The sequence below is a fragment of the Capnocytophaga sp. oral taxon 323 genome, assembly GCF_001278825.1.
GTDB classification, from domain to species: domain Bacteria; phylum Bacteroidota; class Bacteroidia; order Flavobacteriales; family Flavobacteriaceae; genus Capnocytophaga; species Capnocytophaga ochracea.
Genome location: NZ_CP012589.1, coordinates 261,730 through 287,606, shown reverse-complemented (window position 1 = coordinate 287,606; position 25,877 = coordinate 261,730). Strand labels below are relative to the sequence as shown.

Genomic DNA, 25,877 nt, shown 5'->3' with positions numbered 1-25,877 from the left:
ATTATGAATCTTAATATGTTATTTATGTAAACACCTATCTTTCAAAGAGAAATTTTACACATAACTTCATATTTTATCAGCTCTAATGATGAAGGTTAAATATTATTAAAATACTCATATGCTGATAAACACAACAAATATAGAAAGAAATGAAACCTTCCGAAAAGTTTAATTTTGAAAGAAGCTTACTAAATATCATCATAAATATAGCTCAAATATAATTGATTACCAGACCAATACTAATACACTTTGGGAAAGTCTACAAACTAAAAAGCGACCTTAAAAGTCGTTTTTTTTATTTCTTCAACAGTAGAAAACTAAAATCTTTGCCTCTATACGAATTTACTAATAAAATATGTTGTATGGGGGTGGAGAGAGTAAGCTCGCAAATGGCAGGAAGGGTTTGCTTTTGTAGTACTTGGCAAGCAAACCAAAGTCCGAAGGATGAGGCTGTGTAATACTCACTACTTAGGGTTTTGTAGTGCAAGGTAGGGCGTTGCCAAGAACGGTTTTCTGTTTCACCGGTAAGTATCAAATCTATGTTAGAGAGAGTAAGATGGTGGCGAAAAAGAAAGTCGTTTAGTGCTGTTTGTTGTTGCTCGGGGGTGAGTTCATTGTACAAAGCCACATCTACAAGTTCTCCATAGGTATTGGGGGTAGCCTCTGCTGATAAAGCAAAGAAACTCGCGCCTTCTCCCTTTTGGTCAAGCCCTACTAAATCATATAAATACAAAGTGTGCGGGCTGTGTTCATCTACACCTCCTACCAAAGCCGTATTGATAGCATCTTGTTCCATTTGCATTTTAGCATCTAACAAAGCCGATTCAAATGATACAGCCCCATTTACATAGGTAAAGTTTTCTCCTTTGCATTGCAACAAAAGAGCTATCTGCCCCGCAACAGTATTATGAGTAGATTGTATAAAAGCCGTGGGGGTGAGGTGCTCCTCGTTGTCGTTGATAAGCGCTGTAAGGAATTTTTCAGAATCTTGTAGGCACCCCATACCCGTACCCACCAAAATAGCATCAGGGGTAGTGATATGCGCTTCTTTAAGGGCTTCAGTAGCTGTGGCTATACCCATTTTTACACCTTTAGCCATACGACGGCTGGCATTAGGGGCAATATATTCTTTATAAGAAGGTTCTTGAGCGTAACACACTTCCTCTGGAGTAACCTTTAGGGCTTCATCGAGGAAATGAGGTGTTAGGAAAGTAGGTTGAGCCGATATGCAGGCTATTCCGTTGATATAAGAATTCATTCAATTAACAATTTACAATTAATAATTAACAATTTAGGAGTTAGAAATTAGGGATTAGGAATTAGTATTAGAGTTCGGCAAAACTTGTGATGCTTTTTTCACTCTCAAATACGATACCAATCCTAACAACAGCACTATCCCCACAGCATAATACACAAAAGCAGGGGTGATAATTTTATCGCCTGTGGCATAGCTGTGCATACCTGTAAGGTAGAAATTCACACCAAAATAGGTCATTAGAATACTGCTAAAGGCAACAATGCTCATAAAGTTGAACACCCATCGTCCGCGCCAATGGGGTATCAAGCGCAGGTGTATCACCAAGGCGTAAACCATAATGCTAATCAATGCCCAAGTTTCTTTAGGATCCCATCCCCAATAACGTCCCCAGCTTTCGTTTGCCCACATACCACCCAAAAAGTTGCCTATGGTGAGCATTACGAGTCCTACTGTAAGAGCTAATTCGTTTACAATAGTGAGTTCTTGTTGTATAAGATTGATTTTATGAGCGTTCTTGCGAGTGGTAACTATCATCAGTAGGAGGTTGATAACACCTAAGAGCATTCCTAAGGCAAAAGGTCCATAACTACCTACAATCACGGCAACGTGCAACATTAGCCAATAGCTATTGAGTACGGGTTGGAGGGTACCAATAGCAGGATCCATCCAATTCCAGTGGGCAATCATCAGTATCATAGCGGTTACAAAAGCGGTAGCAGCAACCGTAAGAGGGGAACGTCGCGAAAAGAAAAGTCCTACCCCAATAGCCGACCATCCTACATATATCATACTCTCATAAGCATCGCTAAAAGGTGCGTGACCTGAAAGATACCAACGTACAGCAAGTCCCACAGTATGCAGGATAAAACAGAGCCACAACAAGGCTATCCCTATTTGAGTAAATCTTCTAAAAATTTGTTTTGGCATAAAAATATGCCATAGTAGTACTATAAATAACACTGTACCAAGATACAAATATGCTTGAAAGAGTTGTTCAAAAATATTGATGCGATTGTACCACAATTCAGTTTGTACTTTGGCTGGAGAGGGCAATACCTCAGCCGAGTAAAACTCTTGTTGTAGTTTGATATTGTTGAGCACCTTATCAGCTTTGCTATAATCGCCTGTTTCAGTGGCTTGTTGTAGCAAAATAAGGTAAGCAGGCAGTGCATTTTTTACAAATTGTTTGTACAGTGGGTCGGTGATTTGGAGGGTATCGTTTACGTAATCTAAGTGCGAAATCCACTTATGATTAGGGTCATTAGGCACAGGGAAGACCTTAAAGATATCGCCTTGTAATGCTCTGTTAAGCAAGCCAATACGTTGGTCTACTTCCTTAAAATCTTTTTGAAATTGGTTAGGAGTATTCGTGTTGTAAATATCTTTCAATAAAGAGGCGAGCTTGTACTGCCCTTTTGCATCAAAAAAATCTTTAGGCTTTACCCATTTGGTTCCTTTAGGGACTCCCAAAAAGTGATGTAAACTGTCATTAGCTTTCTTTACATAGATAATGTCGGATTCATACCACGCTTGCGGACTGAGGAGCATAGAAAGCAAAACTTGATCGGAAGTAAGCCCTTTATAAGTATCGTGTTTGCTAAGTTTTCGTAAGAGTTCTGAAGAGAAGGTATTCACGGGCTTAAAGCGTCCATCATCTTGAATAAGCATTGCACCAAACTTTTCAGCGTGCGCTTTGTTGGGTACTACCATAGGAGTTTGGGCAGTAGCCAAAGAGCCAAAACATAATGCCAAAACGATTGCAACCCTTTTAGCTTGTAGGTCTTTAAGTTGCTGATTGAGTTTCCTAAATCGGGATTTGCCTACAAACATAAATGCCAACATACTACCGAAGAGCAGTATATAACCTATGTAAGTGATGAGGGTACCCCAAAAGTCACGATTTACCGAGAGTATAGTACCTTGTTCATCGGGGTGAAAAGAAGATTGAAACAAGCGATAACCTTCATAATTGAGAATGTGATTCATCTCAATATCATAAAGGAAACTCTCCCCTCCCCTACTCACAGTTACTTTGCTTTTAAAGGAAGCATAACTATTCTCGGTACCAGGGTATTTTTCAGCTATAAAATCGTTGAGGGTGAGACTAAAAGGCAATTTTTCTTCGCGTGCTCCGTAGCTTAGGTGAAACTGCAAGCCATTCAAATCTATAGTGGTAGAAGGGTGTTGCACACCGCGTTTGCCCATTACTGTTACTTCTTTGCGCTGATTATCTGAAACAACTTCCAATACCAAGGCATTCATTCCCTCACTTATACGTTTAAACGATTTATAGGTAATACTAAAAGGTTTGCCTTTAAAGTCAGACGACCACTGATAATGATTAGAGGTATGTGAAGAAAAAAGCACCTCTTTTTGTTTCTTTTTGCGCAAGGGAGCTCCTTGATAATTGCCGTCTACCATTACAGTGATATAAGTGCGGTCGGAAAGGTAAGTATTTGTAGTTTCTCCTTCGCGTAGAGAAATCATACCTTCATTGCCAAAGTAGCGCGTAACCCCAGCCCCTACAATGATAAACACCCACGAGAGGTGTAACACCAGCACTGCCCAATTTTCTTTTTTGAGCAATCGATAGCGAGAAATATTCCCTATAAAATTTACCACAAAAAGCCCCATTATCGCCTCAAACCACCAAGTGTTATACACCCAAATGCGGGCGGTATCGGTATCATAGTCGTTTTCTACGAAAGTACCCACTGCCATAGCTATGGCAAAAGCAATGAAGAGAATTGCCATCAGCTTGGTGGAATAGAGGAAAGAGATGAATCTGCGTACTATCATAATTGGGGGCAAAGGTAGTGAGTAATTAACAAATTAGCAAATTCTTCAATTAACTAATGAAGAGAGCTGAGAATCCGGAAGAAAACAAAAAGGTTCGGAAGATGTTTTTTAGTGAAAAATTAAAAAATAGCTTCTGGAGGAATATAGTTAGCTTATACAAAGCTTATAGGAAGCTTGAACGAATCTTGGACGATTGGTATACAATAGCTATATAAAAAATTGAGAATTAGCAGTTAAGAACTAAGAGAAAAAAGAGTTTTGAGCGAAGGTAAAGTAATAAAAAACGAAAGGAACTACCTAAAAAGGCAGTTCCTTAATTGTATAACTATAAAAATACTTATTTACAATTGATAAGCTGTTTGAGTGCAGTCATTTCTTTATATTTCTCACGGGCCTCCCCAGCAGGATAACCAAAGTAAGTTTGTCCGCCCTCCAACGATTTAGAAATACCGCTTTGAGCTAAAATCACCGCTTTTTCACCTATGGTGATACCGCTGGTTATTCCTACTTGTCCCCAAATAGTTACTTCGTTTTCTATCACTACACAACCAGCAATCCCTGTTTGTGAAGCAATGAGACACTTCTCTCCTACTACCGTATCGTGACCTATATGCACTTGATTATCTATCTTTGTTCCTTTTTTGATAGTGGTATCACCTGTTACTCCTCTATCAATGGTACAAAGAGCACCTAAATCCACATTGTCCTCAATTACTACACGTCCGCCTGACTTGAGTTTATCAAAACCTTCGGGGCGTTTTTTGTAATAAAAAGCATCTGCTCCGAGCACTGTGCCGGCGTGAATAGTTACGTTATCACCTATCACACAATCGTCGTAGATACTCACATTAGAATGAATACGGCAGTTGTTGCCTATTACTACATTGTTACCCAAAAAAGTACCTGGTTGCACTACTGTATTTTCACCTATACGAGCTGAAGGGGCAATAAGTGCAGTTGCTTTTTGAAAAGGTTTAAAAAAGTCGGTGAGTTTATTAAAATCGCGAAAAGGATCATCGGATATTAAAAGGGCTTTCCCTTCAGGGCATTCTACTTCTTTGTTGATAAGTACAATAGTAGCCTTAGAATGCAAAGCCTTCTCATAATACTTAGGATGGTCTACAAAGACTATATCTCCTGCTTGTACCACGTGAATTTCGTTCATTCCAAGTACGGGAAAATCCTCTGCACCTACGTATTTCGCATTGATGATAGTAGCTATTTGCTTAAGGGTATAAGGCTGTGAGAAACGCATAATTAGTCTTTCATTCTTTCGACGTAAGTACCTTTTTCAGTTTCTACCTTAATGCGGTCACCTTCGTTGATGAAAAGAGGTACATTCACAATAGCTCCTGTTTCGACAGTAGCAGGTTTGGTAGCATTAGTAGCTGTATTACCTTTTACTCCTGGTTCTACGTGCGTAACAGTAAGAATAACGTTAGCAGGCATTTCTACTGAAAGCGGTGTTTCGTCTTCGGCATTGAAGATTACCATCACGGTTTCACCTTCTTTAAGTAAATCGGGGTAATCGAGCATATCTTTGCGAATATGCACTTGGTTAAAGTCGTCGTTGTTCATAAATACGAACTCATCGCCTTCGGCATACAAATATTGGAAAGAACGAGTTTCGACACGTACATCTTCAATTTTGTGACCAGCAGAGAAAGTGTTGTCAAGAATTTTGCCTGTGGTAACACTTTTGAGTTTAGTACGTACAAAAGCAGGCCCTTTACCTGGTTTTACGTGTAGAAATTCAATAATTTTGTAGATATCGTGATTGAAGCGAATGCACAATCCTTTTTTAATGTCTGCGGTTGTTGCCATTTATTCTATTTTAAGTTATTTGTTTTTAGTTTTAAGTTCTTACTCTTTTATTAATTCACCGTGATAGCCTTTCATAATACCGTGCTGTGAGCGACGCACGAATTGCAATATCTCATCGCGTTCTACAGTGGCTTCCATTTCAGCTTCTATATAGTCCAAAGCGTGAGAAGTACTAAGCTTCTTTTGGAAAAGTACACGATAAATATCTTGTATCTCACGTATTTTCTCAGTAGTAAATCCACGACGATGTAACCCTATAGAATTCACTCCTACATAAGAAAGTGGATTGCGTGCGGCCTTTACATAAGGAGGAACATCTTTACCTACGAGCGAACCTCCTGTTACAAAAGCATAACTCCCAATAGAACAAAACTGATAAACAGCAGTCATTCCTGCCATCACAGCACAATCACCTACAGTTACGTGTCCTGCAAGAGTAGTACCATTAGAGAAAATACAGTTGTCCCCCACAATACAATCGTGAGCGATATGAGAGTAAGCCATTATCAAGCAATTGTTGCCTACTACAGTTCTCATACGGTCGACGGTACCTTTATTGATGGTTACACACTCTCTGATAGTAGTACTATTGCCTATGTGAGTAGTGGTTTCTTCACCTTTATACTTGAGGTCTTGCGGAATGGCTGAAATTACAGCTCCAGGAAAAATTTTGCAGTTTTTCCCAATACGCGCTCCCTCCATAATGGTTACGTTAGGTCCTATCCAAGTACCCTCACCTATTTCTACATTTTTACTGATAGTAGTAAAAGGCTCTATCACTACATTTTTAGCGATTTTGGCATCGGGGTGGACATAAGCCAAAGGTTGAATCATATACTTTTATTTTACTTTAACAATTTGAGCCATTAGCTCAGCTTCAGTAGCCAACTTTCCGTTCACATAAGCGTAAGCTTGCATATGGCAAATACCACGGCGAATAGGCGTTAGCAATTCTAACTTGAATATAAGGGTATCCCCTGGCACTACTTGTACCTTGAACTTTACATTGTCTATTTTCATAAAATAAGTGAGATAATTTTCGGGGTCAGGAACAGTACTAAGTATTAATACTCCTCCCGTTTGTGCCATTGCTTCTATTTGGAGCACTCCAGGCATCACAGGAGCTCCTGGGAAGTGCCCTACGAAGAAAGGTTCATCCATTGTTACATTCTTTAAACCTACGACGTGTTTGTCAGAAAGTTCAAAGATTTTATCTACCAACAAGAATGGCGGACGGTGAGGTAACAACTTCATTATATCAACAGTATTGAGTAACGGCGGTTGATTGATATCTATAGAAGGAACGTTGTTACGACGTTCATTTTTTATAATCTTAGAAAGTTTTTTAGCAAATTGAGTATTGGTGAAATGCCCAGGTTTGGTAGCAATTACTTTACCACGAATGCGTGTACCTACCAATGCCAAGTCGCCTATTACATCCAATAGTTTATGGCGAGCAGCTTCGTTAGGGTAATGCAAAGTAAGATTATCGAGCACTCCGTTAGGTTTTACTGAAATATTATCTTTGTTGAAAATCTTTTTAAGTTTCTGCATCGTACTATCAGAAATTTCTTTATCTACATATACGATAGCATTATTCAAATCTCCTCCTTTAATCAAACCGTGATCGAGTAAAGCCTCGAGCTCGTGCAAGAAACTAAAAGTACGAGCATCAGCTATTTCGGTTTTAAATTCGGAAAGTTTATTGAGGTAAGCATTTTGAGTGCCCAAAATCTTAGTACCAAAATCTACCATTGTAGTCACTTGGTATTCCTCGGCAGGAATGAGAGTAATCTCACTACCTGTTTCATCATTTACGTAGGTAATTACTTGTTTTACTATATATTCATCACGCTCTGCATCTTGAGGAGTGATACCCGCTTTTTCAATAGCTTCTACAAAATATTTAGAGGAACCATCCATAATGGGAGGTTCAGAGGAGTTGAGCTCAATAATCACATTATCCAAATCCATACCGACGAGCGCTGCTAAGATGTGCTCACAGGTCTGGATTTTCACCCCCTTTTTCTCTAAAACAGTGCCACGTTCTGTACTTGCTACATAGGTAGCATCAGCTTCGACAACGGGGTTTCCTTCTAAATCGGTACGTACAAAGGTAAAACCATTGCCTACTGGTGCAGGTTTGAGCACCATTTTTACTTGTTTACCAGTATGTAACCCAATACCTTCTAAGGTAATTTCTTTGGATAAAGTATTTTGCTTTACCATAGTGTATTTATTTTAATTTTTTTTCTAATTCTTCTAAGCGTTTAAGTAAGTTAGGTAATTTTCTAAAAATGACATAAGCTTTGTTGTATTCGGCGTGCCCCAAAGCGGGAGAGCCTTGTATTGCTTCATCGTCTTTAAGGTTGCGACCTACCCCTGTTTGGGCTTGTATTTTCACGCGATTGCCTATTACTAAGTGACCTACGATTCCCACTTGACCACCTATCATACAATTTTCGCCTACTTTAGTTGAACCAGCGATACCTGTTTGGGCAGCAATCACTGTATTTTTACCTATTTCTACATTGTGGGCAATATGTATTTGGTTGTCTAACTTTACCCCCTTACGAATGATAGTAGAACCTAAAGTTGCACGATCTATAGCTGTTTCTGCACCTATATCTACAGAATCTTCAATCACGACATTACCTATCTGTGGCACTCTGCTGAACTCTCCTTTTTCATTGGGCTGGAAGCCAAATCCGTCAGCACCTAATACTACTCCACTGTGGAGCATACAATTTTTGCCTATGACAGTTTCGGAATATATTTTACAGCCTGCAAAAATAGTAGTCCCCTCACCTACTGATGAGTTATCACCTATGTAAGTGTTAGGATAGATTTTCACATTATCGCTTATCACTACATTTTCGCCAATATACACAAAAGCTCCTATATATACATTTTGTCCTATTTTAGCAGATGAAGCGATAAACGAAGGTTGTTCTATACCTACTTTATTCATTTTCACTTGATTGTAAAATTCTAAGAGTTTAGTAAAAGCGGCATAAGCATCGTCTACTCTCACTAAAGTTGCTGATATTTTATCTTCAGCCTCAAAGTCCTTATTTACAATCACTATAGATGCTTGAGTAGTATAAATGAAATGTTTGTATTTAGGGTTTGCCAAAAAAGATATACTCCCTTCACTTCCCTCTTCAATTTTTGAAAGTTTATAGACTTCAATTTGGGGATTTCCTTCTACTTCACCGCCGAGTACATTGGCTATTTGTAATGCTGTAAATTTCATTTAATTAGTTTATAATCAAAACGATATAAAACAATATTTATATGTTTTTGTCTTAAAAAAGGTTGTTTTTCGCAACAAAAATATAAAAATTATTTCATATAGCACTCTTTTTGCTATTTTTTTTCTCTATTGGTAATTTTACTCCCTCCTTTTCTACCTTACTTTGGATAGCAAATATAGTATCGTTCGGTTACTTGTGAAAGAGGTTCTAAGTTGATGGCTTCAGAGGTTTTAGTAAGATCTACTACTCTTCCATTTTTGGTGAGAATCTTAATTATTTCCTTTCCTGGATTATACGCTCTGTTAGTCATCACTCCTGTAAAGACAAAGTACTTAATATGCTTTTCTTCTACTCCTTTAGCAAGAGATAGTTTCTGCAGTCTCTTTATCTTCTGTTCTTCAAAATCGTTTAAGCGGACTTTTATTTTTAGCAAATCGCGATTGAGCAACATTTTGCTGAGTTTAGAAAGGACTACATCGGGGTGGAACTGCCATTCTTTCATTGCTGAAATAATATCTGTATCGTCTAAAAGAGCAAACATCTCAAGTACTTCTTGTGAGAAATTATCTTTGGATATCTTGTTTTTCACAAAGAAAGCTAAGGCGGTGGACATAGTCAGTTCTTGCCCTTGTTGCACCAACTCTTTGGCACGATTGAGCAACCTGATGAGTATCTGCTCGGCTACTACGCTGGTTTTGTGCAAATACACTTGCCAATACATCAAGCGGCGAGCTATTAGGAATTTCTCTACTGAGTATAAGCCTTTTTCTTCGACTACTAATTCGTCGTTGCGTACGTTAAGCATTGAGATAAGGCGTTCAGAATTTATATTCCCCTCGGCGACTCCTGTGTAAAAACTATCGCGTTTTAAGTAATCGGCTCTGTCCATATCTAACTGACCAGAGATGAGTTGATGCATAAACTTACGAGGGTAAGTACCTTGAAATATTGCTATAGCGGTATCTAATTTGCCATTAAATACCTTGTTAAGCTCTTGCATAAAGCGCAGCGAGATTTCCTCGTGAGAAATACCTTCGACAATGCTGTGTTCCATTGCGTGAGAAAAAGGCCCGTGACCTATGTCGTGCAACAATATGGCAATATAGAGCCCTTCAGCCTCTTTTTCAGAGATTTGTATTCCCTTGAAACGGAGCATCTCTACTGTTTTCTGCATCAAGAACACACACCCCAATACGTGCTCAAAACGAGTGTGTTTAGCCCCAGGGAACACCAAATATGAAAGCCCCATTTGGTTAATGCGTCTGAGTCGCTGGAAATAGGGGTGCTCAATAATGTCGAACACCAGAGTGCTGGGGATATGGATAAACCCATAAATAGGGTCGTTGATAATTTTTAGCTTATTTCTTGAGCGCATTGAACTGTTTGTTTTTTAACCACTCGGCAGTAGCTTGATAAGTACCAATACAAGCATCGGCTTGTTCCTTATTCACATTATTTTCTTTTATTTGCTTATAAAACAACGGATACTCTTGTGAGGGTTGTTCGGCTTCTTTGTGCAAACTGTATTGAGTGGTTTTTCTCAAAGGTGATATAATAGTGAGTTTATCAGGGGTTAAGTAACCTAAATCCTGATAAGTAGCAATATAAGCGCGTGGCTGATAACCTTCTTTTAGTACATCTTGCCCTATGAACTTAGAGGTATAATTAAAATTTAGCAAACCAAAAACGGTAGGCATTACGTCTATTTGTGATATCATTGTATCTACTTTTTTAGGAGCGATAAAATCGGCAACAATAAAACAAGGGATGCGATAGCCATCTAAAGGCAGTTCGGTGCTACCTGCACTCGATGCACAATGGTCGGCTACAATCACGAAAAGAGTATTTTTGTACCATTCTTGTTGTTTTGCCATCTCAAAGAATCGCTTGAGCGCATAATCGGTATATTTTACTCCACCTGCACGTCGTTTTTCAGTAGGAGGGATATCAATTTTACCTTCAGGATAAGTAAAAGGGCGGTGATTGCTCACGGTCATCCAGTGATTGAAGAATGGTTTGCCAGCTTTAGCTTGTTCATTCATCACCTTTATAGCTTTGTTTGCCATATCTTCATCGCAAACGCCCCAAATATTAGAGAAAGTAACTTCTTCGGGTGCAAAGCTCTTGCTATCTACAATATCGTAGCCATTACCAGTGAAGAAATCCTTCATATTATCAAAATAACTATCGCCTCCATATAGGTATTTTACATCATAGCCTTTACTTTTGAACACGCTACCCGTGGTAAACTTATCTTTATTGTCTTTGCGCTTCACCACGCTTTCCCCTGGAGTAGGTGGTATACAAAGAGTTAGGGCTTCCAGACCACGTACTGTACGGTTACCTGTAGCATACAAATTAGTAAAAAACAAGCTGTTATTAGCTAAGCTATCCAAGAAAGGTGTACGGTTATCAGTATTACCATACATTGTAAGGTATTCTGCCGAAAGACTCTCTACTGAAATGAGGAGCACATTGCGGTGTACTTCGGTAGTATCGCCTACAATTTTTCGTTCGAGGGCAGGAGCATTGAGTTGTTTGAGCACAATGCTTTCAGCCTCTTTATCTGGTAAGGTAGGATAAAACTGAAAGAAATCTAACTCACTATGGGTAAAAGCATAATAAAACTTGTAAACACCATTACTTTGTATTTCTTGAGCAAAAGTATTTTCGGCAGTCATAGCATCAAGCTGGGGTAATCTCCACATTCCTATAAGCACTAACAGCAAATAGGGTACTACTATAACCGTTTTTTCAAAGAGGGTAGGTATTGTTTTGAGCGCACTCTTAGTCTTGAGAAATAAATATATAGTAATTGCCAATACTACTACAAAAACCCCTGTAAATAAGGGTACTACAGGGTAACTCTCCATTATATTACCTATCACTTCATTGGTATAAATAAGGTAATCTACTGCTATAAAGTTATAACGAATCCCGAACTCATTCCAAAAGAAATATTCGCTTACTGCATTCATCACTATGGCAAATACATAGATAGCCAACGTAATAAAATACAATGCATTGCGCAGTTGGGCTCTGTACTTAGGCAAAAAGAGCAAAAGAGCAAAACACAGCGTTTTAAAGCCGAAGAAAGCTAATGCGATTTCGGGAATCACACCTCCGTATTGAGCAAATATATTGTTAGGATAAAACTGTATATAGAGTAGTATGAGGATAAATGCTCCTAAAATAATGCCTCCGTAAGGTTTTTTGTACTTCACATTGGCAATAAAGAGGAAATAAAGCATTAAAATACTACTTGCCAATACTATTACAAAAGCGTCGGATAGTAAGCCTATGAAAAGCATCTTAAACACACTCCACACCGAAAATGTGGTAGCAGTGATAGGGTGCACCATAAAAACGATGCGCATCACAAACGATACGATAAGGTATAAGCTAGCTATATAAGTAAAAGGCTTTATTCTTTCTAAAATGGACTTCATAGATAGTTATTTTTGAATGGTAAACATTGTAATTTCTCTCTTAAAAAAAGAAACGCCTTAAAAAGACTCATAAGGCGTTTCTTTTTAAAAATGAAAATTTCTTTATTTATTGATTTGTGTTGAGCATAATTGGCATTGCCAACATTAGCACTTTCTCACCCTCATCAAGTCCATCAACAGGCGTGATAAGTCCGGCGCGATTTGGCAACGACATTTCTATCAAGATTTCATCAGAGTCTAAGTTATTAATCATCTCTTTCAAGAACTTAGAGTTGAAGCCTATTTCTAAATCGTCTCCCTGATAGTTGCAAGTGAAACGTTCCTCACCTTTATTGCTATAATCTACGTCCTCAGCTGAAATTACCAAGCTAGAACCAGCTATTTTCAAGCGCACTTGGTGGGTGGTTTTATTTGAAAACAACGACAAACGGTTAATAGAACTATAGAATTGCGAACGATTTAAGATAAGTTTGTTAGGATTTTCTTTAGGAATTACTGCATCGTAGTTAGGATATTTACCATCTATAAGGCGGCAGATGAATTCCATATCGTCAAAAGAGAATTTTGCATTGCTCTCGTTGTATTCTATTGTTACTTCTGTTTCGCTACCTGCTAAAATACCTTTGAGAATGTTCAACGGTTTTTTAGGCATAATGAAATCAGCCGCTTCATTAGCTTTGATGTCTAAGCGTTCGTATTTCACTAATTTATGAGCATCAGTACCTACAAAGGTAAGTCCGTTTTCACTGAATTGGAATAAAATACCGCTCATTGTAGGACGTAAATCGTCATTTCCTGCTGCGAAGATAGTCTTTTGCACGGCAGTAGCTAATACATCGCCTATCATCGTTACTTTGCTTGCTTCAGGCAAAGCCACAGGGCGAGGGAACTCCTCTCCATCTAAATAAGCTAAGGTATAATTACCGGTAGTAGAGCTAATTTCTATTACATTATTCTCTTTTACCAAAAAGGTAAGGGGTTGTTCTGAAAAGGTTTTAAGAATATCTGTCAATAATTTAGCTGATACTGCTATGCTCCCTTCTGAATCTGATTCTACTTCCAAAGTACCTCTTACAGTAGTTTCCAAATCGGAAGCAGAGATAGTTAAAGAATTGGTAGACAGTTCAAACAAAAAGTTATCGAGTATAGGCATTGTATTGTTGTTATTGATTACACCGCCAAATACTTGTAACTTCTTTAATAAGTAAGAACTTGATACTATAAACTTCATATTTTTATATATTTTAAATGACAAAACTTACCCCTTTGCGGAGTAATAATGGCAAAAGTAGAAAGAATATTTGTTACTACCAAATTTTTTTAGATATTTTTTAATTTTAATGTGAGTTCGACATAAGAGATAGTATGACTTACACTACAGAAATTCTTAGCACGACAAGCAATTACAAATAGGTAGTTTCGTCGTTTTTTTAAATCTCCCACGAATTCCAAAAAATAGAAACTTTGTCAACAATAGAAAAACGAATCTATAAACAACAAAGAAAGACAGTTTTTATTTGAAGCAATCTTATACTTAGCTTATACTAATCTTATAGGAAGAACGAACAATGAACGGTGCGAGCCGCACGGGCAGATAAACGAAAGACGAAGAAAAGACGAAGAAAAGACGAAGAAAAGACGAAGAAAAGACGAAGAAAAGACGAAGAAAAGACGAAGAAAAGACGAAGAAAAGACGAACAAAGGACGAACAAAGGACGAACAAAGGACGAACAAAGGACGAAGAAAAGACGAAGAAAAGACGAACAAAGGACGAACAAAGGACGAACAAAAGACGAACAAAAGACGAACAAAAGACGAACAAAAGACGAACAATGAACGAACAATGAACGAAGAAATACTAAAGAGAAGAGGAAGATAAGATGGCGTTAATAGCTTTTTAAAAATAAAAAATAATATATTTTGCTTATTTCTATTTGTAATTAAAAAAAACTTTGTATTTTTGTGCCATTATTTTAAACATAAAATTATGGAGAAATTTGGTGATATCATCAATGTAAATACACCTGTGCTCATTTGTTTTTATTCTGAAGGTATTGAAGTTTCACTACATATGAATGCTGTATTACGCGAAGTAGTTACTATTTTGAGGGATAGAGTAAAGGTTGTGAAAGTAGACATTAACAAGAATAAAGAATTAAGTAAGGCACTGAAGATAAGTGTCTTGCCTACTGTTATTATCTTTAATAATATGAATCTTATTTGGCGGGCAGAAGGCTTTCAAGACAGTGAAGTTTTACTAATGGAACTTAACAAATTTCTGTAATTAATGATTAAAGGTCAATAATTAATGGTTAGTTCTAATTCCTAATTTCTAACATAATGAGGAATTAGTAATCCTACCACTAAATCGTAACTATTGATACCTTGTGATTGTTTGTTTGCTTTCAAGAATGCATCGTAGCTTGCTTTAAAAACAGGCTCAGCTTTGTTCTCATATTGTTGCCAAAACAAACGCACTTCTTTATAGTTTTCAAAGATACCTTTGTGAATTTGAGAGTGAAGGCTTTCATATTCAGTAGGGGCTACTTGAGCTACTTCATTGAGAAAATAGCGCAAGGCAAAGAGTTCTGCACTGTATTTAAAATAAGGATTATCAGTTTTTAGAGCTGCCAAATACCCTAAATAATTTGCTTCTTCTTCGGCAGCATAACCCATTTGATGTGCTATCTCGTGGCAAACAGTAATAGGCACACTATAACCTATCATCTTTCTGTTTACTTGGGCTTCATTAGTAAACGGATTCAAATACCCACTATATCCCATATAGGTAAGCAGTTTACTGTAAAGAGAAGGTTTAACACTTTTCATTGCTTTAAAGTCTGTAACACCTTGTTTCTCCAGAGGATAGCTGTTATAAGCAATGCGATATATTTCTTTTTGTGAAAGCCAAAAGTCTACTTTAGTAGTATCATTGGTTGCTAATCGGGAATGGATTGTGTTGGCTCTGTCAATACACGTTTGTGTAGCTTTCAGCAGTTGGGCTTGGGTATATTCTTTAGAAATGTGCAAAGATTCCGATAAAGGTACCCTAAAATAGTTGAACCCCCAGAGGAGGAAAAAGACAAAGGTAATACGTATTATTTTTGAAAATATCTTATCTAAGATTTTTAAGGGGGCTTGCCATAACTTTTTGAAGTGTTTTACTACGGCTAAAAATATACCTATAATGAGCAACGTGTATAGAATATCGCCCATAGAAAAAGGTATCCACCCGAATAAAAAGTGCAACACTTTAGCTATATACGGGTAGATACCTTTACTATAAATATGTTCTGTAACGGTAGGAAAAGTACGAAAAACAAGCCAAATAACTATGTAAATAGCAAAAACACTATATTTCCATACTTGTTTCCTTTCCATTATTTCTTATCGTCTTTACCTTCCAAGTCTCTCTCAAATTGTTTTACTTCTTTGAGTTGCTCTATAATCTTATCAATAGTTTCTTTTTTGTCTATTTCAATAGGAATTTCCACTTTAGTGTACTCCCAACGAATTACTAAATTTACTTTTTCATTAGAAATGTTCTCGAATGAGAACTCTAAAGCTTCTTGTAAATCTTTGGTTTGAGTAACAGGCACTGTAAATTCAATAGCATTCTCATTAGGGTCATAGCTATAAGCTCCCCACGCATCGGCATCGTAATTGAGAACTACCGTCCACTGGTGAGCTTCAGGAGTTACAAAAATAGCATAATCGCCCTTTTTTACCGATTTACCTCCAAATTTTACAGGCTGAAGAAAACTAATACTCGTAGCTTGATTAGCTCCTAAACGCCAAATCTTCCCATAGGGGACTAATTCGCCAAATATTTTACGCCCGCGCACACTTGGACGACCGTAATCTACTGTAATTTGACTCACAGAAAACTGTTGTGTAATTACCTGACGTGGACTTGCCATAGGGTAGCTAAAGTTCTGCGCATAAGACGCAAGACTTATCAAAAAAACTACTATAAGGATTAGTTTCTTCATATTATTCGAAGTTTAGATTTAATAAGAACCCACGACTCTTTAAACCATTAAGGTTACCTGTCCAAGGGCTATTGGGATTATTATCGGGTATCAACTCATTATTAACTGAAAATAGGGCTCTCAGAGAAGGAGAGACTCTAAAGTAAGGAGTGTAGAAGTCAATACCTAAACCTAATTCATAGAAGAAAACATTTCTTGTAGCACGGAAAGTCTTTTCGGAGTTATCGACATTTAGATTCGCATTACTACTCAAGTTAAACACCATCGAAGCTCCTGCCGTTACGTAGGGTTTTACGTTATACCAGCGCTTAGCACTATACTTTAGCAATAACGGAATATAAATATAAGTAGAAGGAACATCACGCATCGAATCTCTCGAATCGGAGAATCCAGGGAAGATAAGAATACGCTTGTTGTACACCAAACCTGGCTCAATTCGCAAATCGAGATGTTTCACTAAACGCACAGAGCCTGTAAGACCTACGTTAAAACCTAATTTACGGTCAGTTTGTATTTCTCGCAGATTAGCTGTGCGATAATTTAAGTCGCGGTAATCTATTTTGAAGTCAAACACATTGGTACCAAAATAGTACCCCCATTGAAAGCGTTTGTCATCAAAATGTTCTAAGTTCATAATAGGCTCTTTGATTTGCCCATACAAATTCAATGCTCCTAAAAATAAGAACAACCCTATAAGACTCTTTTTAAATGTTTTCTTATTCATTTTTTATTGTTAAAGTTCTATTTATTAGCTATGTAAATGGTGACTACTCCACCTAAGGTTTTAGGATAATATTCAGTTTTCTGATAACCTACCTTATCTAATATCTCTTGAAACTTCTTCCCGTAAGGAAAATGGATAGCCGAATCAGATAAGTACCTATAAGCCGACCTGTCTTTAGAAAAGAGTTTGCCAATGAGGGGCATCATATAATTTGTATATAGATGATACCCTTGTTTGAAAGGGAACTTTTTAGGTACAGAAGTCTCTAATACCACCAAGCGCCCCTTAGGTTTCAGCACTCTGAGAATTTCACTTAGTCCCTTTTCTAAATCTTCAAAGTTGCGTACTCCAAAGCCTACCGTTACAGCATCGAAAGTAGCATCAGCAAAAGGTAGTTGCTCACTGTCTCCGTGTACTAAATTAATGCGGTCAGTAAGTTTTTTTTTAGCTATCTTTTCGCGTCCTACTTCCAACATTCCCTCTGAGATATCTAATCCTGTAATTCTCACATTTGGAATAGTAGTAAGAGCAATTGCTAAATCGGCTGTGCCTGTAGCTACATCAAGCACCGTAGTAGGGTGTATCTCTGCTACTTTTTGTACTACAAATTTACGCCATTTTACATCTGAGCCCCACGAAATCAAACGGTTCAAACCATCATAAGTATCTGAGATAGTGTTGAACATTTGGGTAACTTGTTCCTTTTTACCCTGTGCTGAATCTTGATAGGGCGTAACAGTGTTCTTAGGCATATAGTGCTGAATTTTTTGCAAAGATAGAAATTAATTTTCAATTGACAATATTTTTGTCTCTTATTCACATACCGCCCATTCCACAACCCTAGCTTTACCTCTTACCTATTTAAATGCCTTTGTATTATTCTTAATAATCGCTTCTTTCTCGGCTTCTGGAATAGAGTATTTATGACCATAAGCAGCTCCTTCCCAATCACCGTAAGAATAGTTAGGGAGCACAATAAAACGCTTGCCAAACTCTGTTTTGTTCTTATGTACTGCCTCTGAACGTTCTTTTGGAGTACCACCATCGAAATCTTTGGAAAAGTCGGAAAGGTTGTCGCCCATCAAGAGCACGATGTCGTAGTCTTTTGCAATTTGTAATCGACGGTTTTCTTTACTCTTCTCAGCAGAACGCAAGATAAGCCGATTGTCCGAAGGCAAAGGAAAATTGTACTTGCGCAAGTTCTTGGTCGTACCTTCACGTTCGTTGTCACGACGATTAGTCACATAGAAAATAGCTACTCCCTTGCTATCGGCGTATTTAAAGAACTCTAACGCGCCTGTTAGCGGTTTGGCATCGCCTAAAACTGTCCATTCTTCCCACGCTTTCTGTGAATAACTAATACCCTGTTTTGCACAATAGGCTTCAAAGGGCGAATTGTCCAAAAAGGTTTCATCTATATCGGTAACAATTGCCAGCGGTTTATCGCCCTTTTTAGCAAGGGCTTCGTCCAATCGCAATTGTGCCACGTTGAAGGCTTGCAAACACAAAGCTTCATATTCAGCAGCGTTTTGCTGAAAGTAAGACGACCACAATTTGCCGTTGGCAATGAGGGCACTTTCTTGCGTAGTAGTTTGCGTTGTGGTAATGTTTTTAGTAGCACAGCAACTGCCAAGCAGTAAAGCTACTACTCCAATGAGTAAATAATTCTTTTTCATTTCTATTTAATTTGTCAATTTGCTAATTTCCCAAATTTGCTAATTATCTTGTCTACTATTATCTGCGCAAGCTTTTCTTTACTTTCTAAAGTCCAGCCTGCAATATGAGGAGTGAGAATCACATTATCCGCTTCCAATAGGTATTTAAACGATTGGGACATTTGTTCGTCGCTAAAGAAGTCTTCAAACGATGCCTTTTCATATTCTAACACGTCTAAGCCTGCCCCTAATACTTTCCCGCTTTGCAAGGCGCGTACCAAATCATCGGTAACTACGCTCTTCCCACGTGCAGTATTTAAGAGCCAAAAACTCTTAGCAAAACTATTGATAAACACTTCATTCACCATACCTATAGTTTGTAAAGTTTGAGGTGTGTGCAAGCTCACTACATCTGCCTGACGAAAAAAGTCTACTAAGGTTACTTGCTTGGCATTCTCGTCACCTTTGTTGGGGAGTATATCGTAGCAAATCACACTACAGTCAAAACCGCGCAATTTCTTAGCAAAACTCTTTCCCATATTTCCGTAGCCTATAATACCTACTGTCTTGCCGTCGAGCTCCCAACCTCTGTTCTCCTCACGCAACCATTTGCCATTTTTAATTTCGTTATTAGCTTTCTTAAACTTGTTTAGCAATGCCAGAAGCATACCGAGTGCGTGTTCGCCTACTGCATTTCTATTGCCTTCAGGGGCTGCGATGAGCGTTATACCTTTACTTTCGGCATAAGCTACGTCTATATTTTCAAGCCCTGCACCTACTCTGCCTATGAATTTCAATCGAGTAGCCTTGTCTAAGAATGTCCTGTCTATAGTAAAACGACTGCGTATAATAATGCCTTCGTAATCAGCTATTTTAGCCTCAATAGACTCTTTAGAGCTTGTATAGTCTTCATAATTTTCAAAACCCTGTGCTGCGAGTTGTGAAAGCATCAAGGGGTGGTTTCTGTCTATATATAATATCTTCATTTTAAAGTGAATCCTTTTTTATCTTTTTAAAGTGAATCCTTTTTTATCTTTAAATATAAAGAGCCTAATATAGGTCTTAATTTTTTGCAAAAATAATAAATAATTACGAACTACAAGTGAAGAACCACAAATAATTTGCTAATCCTCAAATTTGCTAATTTGCTAATTATCCCCTACCTTTGCCGTCTATTAATAAGAAAAATTATGTCACTATCCTATTTACAACCCGTTGATGAAGCTTTTACCTTAGACGATTACAAGCCACAACAAGTGGGTTTCCAACTCCATAAACACCTCCCCTCCCTTGGTTTACCTGACCTTACCGACGTGAAAATTGCCTTTTTCTGTATCGAAACCGAAGGACAGTCATTCTATCGCTTCCGTCAGCATCTGTATTCTCTCTTTATGGGAAATTGGAATTTTGCCATTGCCGATTTGGGTAACTTGCCCTTAGGCGAAACCGACGACGATACTCATTTTGCTATCAAAGAAATTGTAGCCGAGCTTATTAAGCAAGACGTTATCCCTGTGGTGCTGGGTGGTTCGCAAGACTTTACTTATTCCCTCTACCGCGCTTTCGATAGTCTCGAACAAATGGTGAATGTAGTGTGTGTAGATGCTAAGTTCGATTTTGGCGATACCGAAGAACTCTTTGTAGAGAGCTCCTATATGAGCAAACTCATTTCAGAACCTCCCGTGAATTTACTCGATTTTACCAATCTCGGCTATCAGTCTTACTACGTAGCTCAAGAAGAGCTCGATTTGCTCGAAAAAATGTGTTTTGAGGTACACCGCTTGGGCAATATAGTGAATGATTTGAAGATTATCGAGCCCGCAATGCGTGATGCCGATATCGTGAGCGTCGATATGACCTGTGTGCAGGCAAAAGATATGTTAACTGAAGGTAATGTAAATGGCTTCAATAGTAGGGAAATATGTGCTATCACGCGTTATGCAGGTATCAGTAGTAATGTGCAAGTGGCAGGTATTTTCGATATCCCCAATACCGATTTGGCAAGTCAGCTACTCGCCGAAATGCTTTGGTATTTCTACGAAGGATTTAACTTCCGTATCAAAGAACTACCTGTGATAAACGACGAGAATTATACTAAATACATCGTACCCATTGAAGATATCCAAATAGAGTTCTTCAAAAGTACACAAACCGAACGCTGGTGGATGAAACCCGGAGGCGATAAATACTCCGGACCTCAAAACCACATACCCTCCGGACTTATTCCTTGTCTACCTCAAGACTACGAAGAAGCCATTAGTGGCACTATCCCCGAACGTTGGTGGCGCTCCTATCGCAAATCAGTATAAACAAATATCTTTTCTATAAAGCCATAGAAAATCGCAATTTCATTTACTTTAAATTCGCTTTTTGTTCATTTATTCTTTATCCACCCTTGCGGATCGTACCGTTATTTGTTCGTTTTAGGTTTACTTTAGCTTCGCTTTCTCTTCAAATAAGTCTTGTCTTTCAGATTGATAGTCTTCACTAATTTCTCTTTAAGGCTTGTCCCCCTTCGGGGGTTCGGGGGCTTTCGTCATTCGTCATTCATCTTTTCCTTCACTTTTCCTTCATCTTTTCTTCGTTCATTGTTCGTTCATTGTTCGTCTTTCCTTCTTTCATTCTTCGTTCATTCTTCGTTCATTCTTCGTCTTTTCTCTATCTGCCCGTGCAGGTCGCACCGTCTTTTGTTCATTGTAGCCCCATTGTAAACCCACTGTAGACCCACTGTAGACCCACTGTAGACCCACTGTAGACCCACTGTAGACCCACTGTAGACCCACTGTAGACCCACTGTAGACCCACTGTAGACCCACTGTAGACCCACTGTAGACCCACTGTAGACCCACTGTAGAACCACTGTAAACCCACTGTAGACCCACTGTAGACCCACTGTAGACCCACTGTAGACCCACTGTAGACCCACTGTAGACCCACTGTAGACCCATTCTTTCTTCGCCTGTTGTTCGTTTATCCCATAAGCCTCCTTTAATTTAACCATTAACCATTAATCATTAATCACTAACCATTAACCATTAACCATTAATCTTTATGATTTCAAATTTTTATATATCATTTTTTTATCCTATTTTTGTCGCGAAAAAAACACTCTCTCTTCTATGTTATTATCTTTTGAAGAGAGTATAATCACTTAAATTATGTCATTAATCAAATCAATCTCAGGTATTCGTGGTACTATTGGAGGTGTACCCGATGAAAATCTAACCCCTATCGATGCCGTAAAATTCGCTGCCGCTTATGGTACGTGGCTCAAAGAAAACCTCAACAAAGCAAATATAAAAGTAGTTGTAGGAAGAGACGCACGTATTTCGGGCGAAATGATACAGAACTTAGTACAATACACCCTTGTAGGATTAGGCATTAATGTAGTGGATATCGGGCTAAGTACAACTCCTACCGTCGAAGTGGCTGTTACAATGGAAAAAGCCGATGGGGGCATTATTCTCACTGCAAGTCATAATCCTAAACAGTGGAACGCCCTAAAACTTCTTAATAATAAGGGAGAGTTTCTCAGTGCTAAAGAAGGTGAAAGAATTCTGACCATCGCTCAAGAGAACAAAGTGGTTTTTGCTGACGTAGAAGATTTAGGAAGTATTTCTCACGATAATACCTATATCCAAAAACATATTGAGGCAGTGTTAGGGTTGCTAACATCTTCCACTATCGAATCCATACGCAATTGTAAATTCAAAGTGGTTGTTGATGCAGTGAACTCCACAGGAGGTATTGCAATTCCAAAATTATTAGAACGTTTTGGCATAGAAGTAGTTCGTTTGTATTGTGAACCAAACGGACATTTTCCTCATAACCCCGAACCTTTAAAAGAACATTTGGGAGACATCTGCAAAAAAGTACTTGAAGAAAAAGCTGATTTTGGTATCGTAGTAGACCCCGATGTAGATAGATTAGCTTTTATTACGGAAGAAGGTGAAATGTTCGGCGAAGAATATACTTTGGTTGCTTGCGTCGATTATATTTTAGGAAAAACCAAAGGAAATGTAGTCTCTAACCTCTCTTCTTCTCGTGCGTTGAGAGATATAGCCGAAAAGCACGGTGTACAGTATGCAGCAGGAGCTGTAGGTGAGGTAAACGTAGTTGCTAAAATGAAGGAAGTGCACGCAATCATAGGTGGTGAAGGCAATGGAGGTATTATCTATCCTAAACTACACTATGGTCGTGACGCTTTGGTAGGTGTAGCGTTATTCCTTTCCTTACTTGCTGAAAGAAAATGCAGTGTAAAGACCTTGCGCAATAGTTATCCTGCTTATTATATGAGCAAGAACAAAATACAACTTACCAAAGACATTAACCCCGATAATATCCTACGTGAAATGCAAAAGAAGTACGCACACGAGCAAATCAATACTATCGATGGCTTAAAGATTGATTTTCCTCAAAGCTGGGTACACTTGCGAAAATCTAATACTGAACCTATTATTCGCATTTACACTGAAGCTAAAAGTCAAGCAGAAGCCGATGAACTTGCTCTGCGTTTCATTGAAGAAATGAAAGCCGTTGCTTTTGTAAAGTAACTGATTCATAATTTACTAATTATTAAAACTCCCTATAAAGCTGTTAGCTTTATAGGGAGTTTTCTATATCTTTTTCTCTAATTCCTTAGAGCTCAAGAGCTTGTTTAGGATTGCTATTCATTAGAATTTCTACAGGATTTTCGAGAGCTTCTTTTACAGCTACTAAAAATCCTACTGATTCACGCCCATCGATGATACGGTGGTCGTATGAAAGAGCGACATACATTACAGGAGCAATCACTATCTGTCCGTTGCGCACGATAGGGCGGTCGACGATGTTGTGCATACCCAAAATCCCTGATTGTGGCGGATTGATGATAGGAGTAGAAAGCATAGAGCCAAACACGCCCCCATTAGTAATCGTAAAAGTACCACCGGTCATTTCATCTACCGTAATTTGTCCATCACGAGCGCGGGTAGCTAAGCGTTTTACTTCGGCTTCCACACCTCTAAACGAAAGGTTCTCGGCATTGCGAATCACGGGAACCATCAAGCCTTTAGGTCCTGAAACGGCTATAGAGATGTCGCAGAAATCGTAAGTTACCTTGTCTTGTCCATCAATCATCGAATTGACATCGGGGAAGAGTTTAAGGGCACGCACGACGGCTAAAGTAAAGAACGACATAAAGCCGAGACTCACATTATGGCGCTCTTTGAAAGCGTCCTTATATTTGGCGCGCAACTCGTAAATAGCCGTCATATCCACCTCATTGAAGGTAGTGAGCATAGCGGTTTCATTCTTAGCACTCACCAAACGTTCGGCTACTTTGCGACGCAACATACTCATCTTAGTACGCACTTCTTTGCGAACGCCACCCGTAGGAGTCCCCATCGAAGGTTTAGAGGCTTTAAGTGCATCATCTTTGGTAATACGACCGCCTTTACCTGTACCCACTACTGCTGATACAGGAATCTCGCGTTCTGCTAATATTTTACGAGCGGCAGGACTTGGAACTTGCTTTGCAGAAGATGCAGGTGCTATAGGAGCTGTAGGTTTGGGTGCCATAGGAGCTTCCTGTTTAACTGGTTGTGATGGTGAAGTACCTGCTGATGAAGCTCCTGCTGGTGCTTTTGCTTTAGTATCAATCAGGCATACCACTTGTCCTACTTTTACAGCTTCGCCTTCTTCGGCTTTCAGTGTAATGACTCCACTGGCTTCAGCGGGAAGTTCGAGAGTTGCCTTATCGGAATCCACTTCGGCAACAGCTTGGTCTTTGGTTACATAATCACCCGTTTTTACAAGCCAACGGGCTATTTCTACTTCGGTGATAGATTCCCCAGGTGAAGGGACTTTCATTTCCAACATATCGTTTAGTTTTAGGTGTTAGGTATTAGTTATTTTGTTCTCAAAATGTTTTTCAATTTTGCTAAGAATCCTTTGCGTTCTTGCCTGTCGTTTTCCAAAAGAGCTTTGAGTTCTTGTCGGTTGAGAGTTATAAGCATATAGTGACCATCGAGTTTTTGTATTTTCTCTTGAGGCAATCGCTCTAAAAAGGTTTGGTAATCGAGCCCATCAAGTACCTCATAAGCATCAGGGTCGTTTTCATCGCCGTTGATAACTACCAAACTAATGCGCCATAACTTTATATCATCTTGACTGAGGTTTACTTGGGTGAAATCTACAAAAGGTGGGTATTCATATGGCAAGATAGTAGGAACGCCCTCTGTAAGGGCATAAGCTCCCAGCACCTCTCCTTTGTCATTTCTAAAAAACTGCTGACGTGCGATATATGCATCAGGGTGTTCATATAGTTGTTTTTCTATGAGCTCGCTAAACGCTTTAACCTTATCTTCAGCGGCTAATAACCCGTTTATCATTTCGTCTGACAAACATATAGGACGGTAGACACCGAACAGATAAGATCCTCCTTTTTCACCTTCATAACATTTGATGCCAAATTTAATATCGTTTCTATAATCGTACGTAATGGCATTAGGTTCATAAACTTCTCCTTCTTCATCAACTACTTTGCTACCCAATGCGGTGGCTACTTTGCCAATAAACTCATACGCACCTAACCAATCGGCTTCGGTACTGGGAGTAAAGACGCGCACACCGTAGTCTTGGGTTTCGGTGTCGTAAGAGACCTCAAAACCGCGACCACTGATGCCTTCTTGTCCCATCAGCATATAGCCCCAATCACTGAGCGGTGCGTTCATCACTTGAGAGTAATGCTCGTCGTTATCATCAATAGAGTATTGTACAAATCCGTCACGTTGGAGGTCGAGCAATTGCTGAGGAGTCATTTCCTTAGGTGCTTGTGTATTTTTAATGTAAAAAGTTCGACTCATTTTTTTAGGTGTTATGTGTTAGAAAGCTCCGTTCCCCATAGGGGTTGAACTTTACCAAAGTTTGCGACGAGTTG

At 38.7% G+C, this 25,877-nt stretch carries 23 protein-coding genes; 4 read left to right on the top strand and 19 right to left on the bottom strand.

Annotated features, from left to right (window positions below):
* Positions 1-295: 295 nt before the first annotated feature.
* From AM608_RS01285 to dnaN, 10 genes are all read right to left on the bottom strand, one after another.
* Positions 296-1,258 (bottom strand): beta-ketoacyl synthase chain length factor, encoded by a 963-nt coding sequence (locus tag AM608_RS01285; protein ID WP_053580506.1) that lies wholly within the window; start codon positions 1,256-1,258, stop codon positions 296-298.
* A gap of 54 nt (positions 1,259-1,312) precedes the next feature.
* Positions 1,313-4,057, bottom strand: a complete 2,745-nt coding sequence (gene ccsA / locus AM608_RS01280) for a cytochrome c biogenesis protein CcsA (protein WP_053580505.1) — start codon at positions 4,055-4,057, stop codon at positions 1,313-1,315.
* Between the two features lie 337 nt (positions 4,058-4,394).
* On the bottom strand, positions 4,395-5,312 hold the full coding sequence (locus AM608_RS01275) for a UDP-3-O-(3-hydroxymyristoyl)glucosamine N-acyltransferase (RefSeq protein ID WP_053580504.1): 918 nt from the start codon (positions 5,310-5,312) through the stop codon (positions 4,395-4,397).
* Positions 5,313-5,314: 2 nt separating this feature from the next.
* Positions 5,315-5,881 carry an elongation factor P gene (gene efp, locus AM608_RS01270; RefSeq protein ID WP_002671577.1) on the bottom strand — a complete coding sequence of 189 codons (567 nt, stop codon included), beginning with the start codon at positions 5,879-5,881 and terminating at the stop codon, positions 5,315-5,317.
* A 39-nt stretch (positions 5,882-5,920) separates the two neighbouring features.
* Positions 5,921-6,715 (bottom strand): acyl-ACP--UDP-N-acetylglucosamine O-acyltransferase, encoded by a 795-nt coding sequence (gene lpxA, locus AM608_RS01265; RefSeq protein ID WP_053580503.1) that lies wholly within the window; start codon positions 6,713-6,715, stop codon positions 5,921-5,923.
* A gap of 6 nt (positions 6,716-6,721) precedes the next feature.
* Entirely contained in the window at positions 6,722-8,110 is a 1,389-nt protein-coding gene (locus AM608_RS01260) for a bifunctional UDP-3-O-[3-hydroxymyristoyl] N-acetylglucosamine deacetylase/3-hydroxyacyl-ACP dehydratase (RefSeq protein ID WP_009421141.1), read from the bottom strand.
* Between the two features lie 7 nt (positions 8,111-8,117).
* Complete coding sequence (lpxD, locus tag AM608_RS01255) at positions 8,118-9,137, bottom strand: UDP-3-O-(3-hydroxymyristoyl)glucosamine N-acyltransferase (protein WP_053580502.1); 1,020 nt, start codon at positions 9,135-9,137, stop codon at positions 8,118-8,120.
* Between the two features lie 158 nt (positions 9,138-9,295).
* Complete coding sequence (locus tag AM608_RS01250; RefSeq protein ID WP_053580501.1) at positions 9,296-10,513, bottom strand: HD domain-containing protein; 1,218 nt, start codon at positions 10,511-10,513, stop codon at positions 9,296-9,298.
* Positions 10,497-12,587, bottom strand: coding sequence for an LTA synthase family protein (locus AM608_RS01245; RefSeq protein WP_053580500.1), 2,091 nt, complete (start codon positions 12,585-12,587; stop codon positions 10,497-10,499). The genes AM608_RS01250 and AM608_RS01245 overlap by 17 nt, the downstream gene beginning before the upstream one ends.
* Positions 12,588-12,693: 106 nt before the next feature.
* Complete coding sequence (gene dnaN / locus AM608_RS01240; protein WP_002671565.1) at positions 12,694-13,818, bottom strand: DNA polymerase III subunit beta; 1,125 nt, start codon at positions 13,816-13,818, stop codon at positions 12,694-12,696.
* A 344-nt stretch (positions 13,819-14,162) separates the two neighbouring features.
* On the opposite strand from dnaN, the gene AM608_RS11955 reads away from it, so the two are divergent.
* Positions 14,163-14,423: a hypothetical protein gene (locus tag AM608_RS11955; RefSeq protein WP_053580499.1), complete on the top strand. Its 261-nt coding sequence runs from the start codon at positions 14,163-14,165 to the stop codon at positions 14,421-14,423.
* Positions 14,424-14,574: 151 nt separating this feature from the next.
* Positions 14,575-14,871 carry a co-chaperone YbbN gene (locus AM608_RS01230; protein ID WP_053580498.1) on the top strand — a complete coding sequence of 99 codons (297 nt, stop codon included), beginning with the start codon at positions 14,575-14,577 and terminating at the stop codon, positions 14,869-14,871.
* Between the two features lie 41 nt (positions 14,872-14,912).
* On the opposite strand, the gene AM608_RS01225 is transcribed toward AM608_RS01230, so the two are convergent.
* From AM608_RS01225 to AM608_RS01200, 6 genes are all read right to left on the bottom strand, one after another.
* Positions 14,913-15,968: a DUF3810 domain-containing protein gene (locus AM608_RS01225; protein WP_053580497.1), complete on the bottom strand. Its 1,056-nt coding sequence runs from the start codon at positions 15,966-15,968 to the stop codon at positions 14,913-14,915.
* The gene (locus AM608_RS01220; RefSeq protein WP_002671558.1) at positions 15,968-16,579 is read right to left on the bottom strand and encodes a DUF2911 domain-containing protein; all 612 of its coding nucleotides are present in this window, start codon (positions 16,577-16,579) and stop codon (positions 15,968-15,970) included. The genes AM608_RS01225 and AM608_RS01220 overlap by 1 nt, the downstream gene beginning before the upstream one ends.
* Before the next feature lies 1 nt (position 16,580).
* Positions 16,581-17,303, bottom strand: a complete 723-nt coding sequence (locus tag AM608_RS01215; protein ID WP_016478769.1) for a porin family protein — start codon at positions 17,301-17,303, stop codon at positions 16,581-16,583.
* Positions 17,304-17,320: 17 nt separating this feature from the next.
* Complete coding sequence (ubiE, locus tag AM608_RS01210) at positions 17,321-18,055, bottom strand: bifunctional demethylmenaquinone methyltransferase/2-methoxy-6-polyprenyl-1,4-benzoquinol methylase UbiE (protein WP_009411357.1); 735 nt, start codon at positions 18,053-18,055, stop codon at positions 17,321-17,323.
* Between the two features lie 105 nt (positions 18,056-18,160).
* Positions 18,161-18,979 (bottom strand): 5'-nucleotidase, lipoprotein e(P4) family, encoded by an 819-nt coding sequence (locus AM608_RS01205; protein WP_009411356.1) that lies wholly within the window; start codon positions 18,977-18,979, stop codon positions 18,161-18,163.
* Positions 18,980-18,993: 14 nt separating this feature from the next.
* Entirely contained in the window at positions 18,994-19,944 is a 951-nt protein-coding gene (locus AM608_RS01200; RefSeq protein WP_053580496.1) for a 2-hydroxyacid dehydrogenase, read from the bottom strand.
* Positions 19,945-20,148: 204 nt separating this feature from the next.
* On the opposite strand from AM608_RS01200, the gene AM608_RS01195 reads away from it, so the two are divergent.
* Complete coding sequence (locus tag AM608_RS01195) at positions 20,149-21,267, top strand: formimidoylglutamase (protein ID WP_009411354.1); 1,119 nt, start codon at positions 20,149-20,151, stop codon at positions 21,265-21,267.
* 320 nt (positions 21,268-21,587) lie between these two features.
* Here AM608_RS01195 and AM608_RS01190 read toward each other — a convergent pair whose 3' ends face one another.
* Entirely contained in the window at positions 21,588-21,884 is a 297-nt protein-coding gene (locus AM608_RS01190) for a hypothetical protein (RefSeq protein WP_172672736.1), read from the bottom strand.
* A gap of 232 nt (positions 21,885-22,116) precedes the next feature.
* On the opposite strand from AM608_RS01190, the gene glmM reads away from it, so the two are divergent.
* Positions 22,117-23,511 (top strand): phosphoglucosamine mutase, encoded by a 1,395-nt coding sequence (glmM, locus tag AM608_RS01185; protein WP_053580494.1) that lies wholly within the window; start codon positions 22,117-22,119, stop codon positions 23,509-23,511.
* 85 nt (positions 23,512-23,596) lie between these two features.
* Here glmM and odhB read toward each other — a convergent pair whose 3' ends face one another.
* Positions 23,597-24,817 (bottom strand): 2-oxoglutarate dehydrogenase complex dihydrolipoyllysine-residue succinyltransferase, encoded by a 1,221-nt coding sequence (odhB, locus tag AM608_RS01180; RefSeq protein WP_053580493.1) that lies wholly within the window; start codon positions 24,815-24,817, stop codon positions 23,597-23,599.
* Positions 24,818-24,846: 29 nt separating this feature from the next.
* Complete coding sequence (locus tag AM608_RS01175) at positions 24,847-25,803, bottom strand: DUF4299 domain-containing protein (RefSeq protein WP_053580492.1); 957 nt, start codon at positions 25,801-25,803, stop codon at positions 24,847-24,849.
* Positions 25,804-25,877: the final 74 nt, after the last annotated feature.

What these genes read in the sequence shown, in the direction of transcription:
- AM608_RS01285 (WP_053580506.1), bottom strand. Translation starts at nt 1,258, where the DNA reads ATGAATTCTTATATCAACGGAATAGCCTGCATATCGGCTCAACCTACT.
- ccsA (WP_053580505.1), bottom strand. Translation starts at nt 4,057, where the DNA reads ATGATAGTACGCAGATTCATCTCTTTCCTCTATTCCACCAAGCTGATG.
- AM608_RS01275 (WP_053580504.1), bottom strand. Translation starts at nt 5,312, where the DNA reads ATGCGTTTCTCACAGCCTTATACCCTTAAGCAAATAGCTACTATCATC.
- efp (WP_002671577.1), bottom strand. Translation starts at nt 5,881, where the DNA reads ATGGCAACAACCGCAGACATTAAAAAAGGATTGTGCATTCGCTTCAAT.
- lpxA (WP_053580503.1), bottom strand. Translation starts at nt 6,715, where the DNA reads ATGATTCAACCTTTGGCTTATGTCCACCCCGATGCCAAAATCGCTAAA.
- AM608_RS01260 (WP_009421141.1), bottom strand. Translation starts at nt 8,110, where the DNA reads ATGGTAAAGCAAAATACTTTATCCAAAGAAATTACCTTAGAAGGTATT.
- lpxD (WP_053580502.1), bottom strand. Translation starts at nt 9,137, where the DNA reads ATGAAATTTACAGCATTACAAATAGCCAATGTACTCGGCGGTGAAGTA.
- AM608_RS01250 (WP_053580501.1), bottom strand. Translation starts at nt 10,513, where the DNA reads ATGCGCTCAAGAAATAAGCTAAAAATTATCAACGACCCTATTTATGGG.
- AM608_RS01245 (WP_053580500.1), bottom strand. Translation starts at nt 12,587, where the DNA reads ATGAAGTCCATTTTAGAAAGAATAAAGCCTTTTACTTATATAGCTAGC.
- dnaN (WP_002671565.1), bottom strand. Translation starts at nt 13,818, where the DNA reads ATGAAGTTTATAGTATCAAGTTCTTACTTATTAAAGAAGTTACAAGTA.
- AM608_RS01230 (WP_053580498.1), top strand. Translation starts at nt 14,575, where the DNA reads ATGGAGAAATTTGGTGATATCATCAATGTAAATACACCTGTGCTCATT.
- AM608_RS01225 (WP_053580497.1), bottom strand. Translation starts at nt 15,968, where the DNA reads ATGGAAAGGAAACAAGTATGGAAATATAGTGTTTTTGCTATTTACATA.
- AM608_RS01220 (WP_002671558.1), bottom strand. Translation starts at nt 16,579, where the DNA reads ATGAAGAAACTAATCCTTATAGTAGTTTTTTTGATAAGTCTTGCGTCT.
- AM608_RS01215 (WP_016478769.1), bottom strand. Translation starts at nt 17,303, where the DNA reads ATGAATAAGAAAACATTTAAAAAGAGTCTTATAGGGTTGTTCTTATTT.
- ubiE (WP_009411357.1), bottom strand. Translation starts at nt 18,055, where the DNA reads ATGCCTAAGAACACTGTTACGCCCTATCAAGATTCAGCACAGGGTAAA.
- AM608_RS01205 (WP_009411356.1), bottom strand. Translation starts at nt 18,979, where the DNA reads ATGAAAAAGAATTATTTACTCATTGGAGTAGTAGCTTTACTGCTTGGC.
- AM608_RS01200 (WP_053580496.1), bottom strand. Translation starts at nt 19,944, where the DNA reads ATGAAGATATTATATATAGACAGAAACCACCCCTTGATGCTTTCACAA.
- AM608_RS01195 (WP_009411354.1), top strand. Translation starts at nt 20,149, where the DNA reads ATGTCACTATCCTATTTACAACCCGTTGATGAAGCTTTTACCTTAGAC.
- glmM (WP_053580494.1), top strand. Translation starts at nt 22,117, where the DNA reads ATGTCATTAATCAAATCAATCTCAGGTATTCGTGGTACTATTGGAGGT.
- odhB (WP_053580493.1), bottom strand. Translation starts at nt 24,817, where the DNA reads ATGTTGGAAATGAAAGTCCCTTCACCTGGGGAATCTATCACCGAAGTA.
- AM608_RS01175 (WP_053580492.1), bottom strand. Translation starts at nt 25,803, where the DNA reads ATGAGTCGAACTTTTTACATTAAAAATACACAAGCACCTAAGGAAATG.